This window comes from Pseudomonas entomophila, from assembly GCF_029478665.1.
In the GTDB taxonomy this organism is placed as follows: Bacteria; Pseudomonadota; Gammaproteobacteria; order Pseudomonadales; family Pseudomonadaceae; genus Aquipseudomonas; species Aquipseudomonas entomophila_F.
Map to the genome: position 1 here is coordinate 1 of NZ_JARPQB010000104.1, position 3,026 is coordinate 3,026.

Genomic DNA, 3,026 nt, shown 5'->3' on the forward strand with positions numbered 1-3,026 from the left:
CGATCGCCGCCAGCAGGGCCTGCGGGTCGCGGGCCGTGGCCCGTTCCACCAGCACGATGCAGGCGCCGGCCAGCAGGCTGCCGTACAGCTCCAGGCCGGCGATGTCGAACGACAGCGAGGTCAGCGACAGCACCCGGTCGCTTGCCTCGATGCCCGGCTGCTTGAGCATGCTGGCCAGGAAGTTCAGCACGCCATCGTGGCGCACGCCAACGCCCTTGGGCTTGCCGGTGGAACCGGAGGTGTAGATCACGTAGGCCAGGTTGCCGGGCGCGGCCAGGTTGTCGAGGTTGGCGCCGTCAAACTCGGCCAGCCAGTCCTCGCCGGCTTGCAGTTCCAGCGCCGCGACCCCGGCCGGCAGTGCCAGCGCGCCGCGCAGGTGGGCCTGGGTCAGCACCAGTTGCGCGCCGCTGTCTTCGACCATGTGCGCCAGGCGCTCGGCCGGGTATTCCGGGTCCATCGGCACGTAGGCGCCGCCGGCCTTGAGGATCGCCAGCAGGCCCACCACCAGCTCCACGCCGCGCTCCACGGCGATGCCCACCAGCACGTCCGGGCCCACGCCCATCGCACGCAAGCGCCGGGCCAGGCGGTTGGCGCGGCGGTTGAGGGTGGCGTAGTCGAGGGCTTCGCCGGCCACGCTCAGGGCGGGGGCCGTTGGCGTGCGTGTGGCGCTGGCCTCGATCAGCTGGTGCAGGCACTGGTCATCGGCGAATGGCACCGCCGTGGCGTTCCACGCCTCGACCATCTGCTGTTGTTCGTGCGCTGCCAGCAACGGCAACTGGCCAACCCGCTGAGCGGGCGCCTCGACGATCCCGTGCAACAGGTTCAGCCAGTGCCCGGCCATGGTCTCGATGGTCGCGGCTTCGAACAAGTCGGTGGCATAGGTCAGGGTCGCCGACAGCGCCTGCCCCGCTTCATGGGTATCCAGGGTCAGGTCGAACTTGGCCGCCTGCCCCTGCGCCTCGAGCCCTTCGATGCTCAGGCCCGGCAACGCCAGGGCGTCAGCGCCCTGGGCCGCGCCGCCCTGATGATTGAACATCACCTGGAACAGCGGCGAATGGCTCAGGCTGCGGCTCGGCTGCAACGCCTGCACCAGTTGCTCGAACGGCAGCTCCTGATGGGCCTGGGCCTCCAGGGCGGCGCTGCGCACCTGCTGCAACAACGCCTGGAAACTGTCCTGCGGATCGATCTGGGCCTTGAGCACCTGGGTGTTGACGAAGAAGCCCACCAGCCCTTCGGTCTCGACCCGGTTGCGGTTGGCCACCGGCACGCCGACGCGGATGTCGGACTGGCCGCTGTAGCGGTGCAGCAGCACCTGGAACGACGCCAGCAACACCATGAACAAGGTCGCCTGCTCGCGTTGCGCCAACTGGCGCAGGCCTTCGGCCAGGGTGGTGGGCAAGGCCACCTGCAGGCGCGCGCCACGCAGGCTCTGGACCATCGGCCGTGGACGATCGAGCGGCAGTTCCAGCAACGGTTGCTCGCCGCCCAGTTGCCGCGTCCAGTAGTCCAGCTGGCGCGCTTGCTCGCCGGCTTCCATCCAGCAGCGCTGCCACAGCGCATAGTCGCGGTACTGGATCGGCAGTGGCGCCAAGGCCGGCTCGCGCCCCTGGCTGAACGCCGCATAACCGGCCAGCAGCTCCTTGAGCAGCACCTGCAGCGACCAGCCATCGGCGATGGCATGGTGCAAGGTCAGCACCAGCACGCGTTCCTGGGCGTCGACCTTGAACAAGGCACAGCGCAGCAAAGGGCCTTGTCGCAGATCGAAAGGCTGTTGCGTCTCGCTGTCAATTACAGCCGCCAGCTGCGCGGGCTCGACGTTGCGCTCCGCAAGTTCTGGCACGAACGGCGGGCACACCCGCTGCAAGCGCTCACCTTCGCCCTGCTCGGTGAACACCGTGCGCAGGCTGGCCTGGCGCTCGACCAGCGCCGCCAGGCTGCGGCGCAGTGCCTCCAGCTGCAGTTCGCCACGCAGACGCAGCACCAGGGGAATGTTGTAGGCCGCGCCCGCCGGGTCGAACTGCCAGAGGAACCACTGGCGTTCCTGGGCGTAGGACATCGGTGCCGTCTCGCCTTCGACGCAGCCACCGGGTATCGGCAACTGCGCCAGGCTCATCCCCTTGCTCGCAAGCTTTTCCAGGAAGGCCTGGCGCTGGGCCAGGGGCAACCTGATAAAACGTTGCACCAGTGCGGCGCTGTCATGTGCGGCCATTGTCATTCCAGCTCCAGTTCAGTCAGGAAGTCGTGCATGTCACTCAGGTTTTCTTCGAAGTCTGTATTGAGGTGTGGTGCTATACAGACGGCATAGTCCTCGAGCGATTTAGCCCTGAACATGGCATCCAGCGGCAGGCTGGCGCGCAGCACCTGCTGCGCCCTGGCGGTGGCCTGGGTGGCCAGCAGCGAATGGCCCCCCAATTCGAAGAAGTTGTCGGCAAGACCGACCTTCTCCAGTTTCAGTACCTCGGCCCAGATCTGCGCCAGCTGGCATTCCAGCTCACTGCGCGGCGCCTGGTAGCGCGCCTGGGCCAGGCTGGCGTCCGGCGCCGGCAGCGCCTTGCGGTCAAGCTTGCCGTTGGGGGTCAGCGGCATGCGCGCCAGCACCATCAGCTGCGCTGGCACCATGAATTCCGGCAGCGCCTCGCCCAGCGCCGCGCGCAGGGTCTCGCGCAGCGCCTGCTGGGCCTCGCCCGCTTCCACCAGCGCCGCGTCCGTCGGCACCAGGTAACCCACCAGCTGCGTGCCCAGGCCACTGTCGCGGGCCACCACCGCCGCTTCGCGCACTTCGGCGCGGGCCAGCAGCTGCGCCTCGATCTCGCCCAACTCGATGCGGAAGCCGCGAATCTTCACCTGGTGGTCGGCGCGACCGATGTACTCCAGGCGGCCCTGGCTGTCGAAGCGCGCCAGGTCGCCGGTGCGGTAGATGCGCTCGCCGTCGGCGAACGGGCTGGCCAGGAAGCGCTCGGCGGTCAGCCCCGGACGCTGGTGGTAACCCCGCGCCAGGCCCGCGCCACCGATGTACAGCTCGCCGG

2 protein-coding genes are annotated in these 3,026 nt (G+C 68.7%); both read right to left on the bottom strand.

What is annotated here, in order from left to right; translation table 11 throughout:
* On the bottom strand, positions 1-2,215 hold a 2,215-nt coding region (locus P5705_RS25995), incomplete at its 3' end, for a condensation domain-containing protein (RefSeq protein WP_277463722.1).
* Positions 2,212-3,026, bottom strand: an 815-nt coding sequence (locus P5705_RS26000; protein WP_277463723.1) for a phosphopantetheine-binding protein, incomplete at its 5' end; no start/stop codon positions are given. The genes P5705_RS25995 and P5705_RS26000, both read right to left, overlap by 4 nt.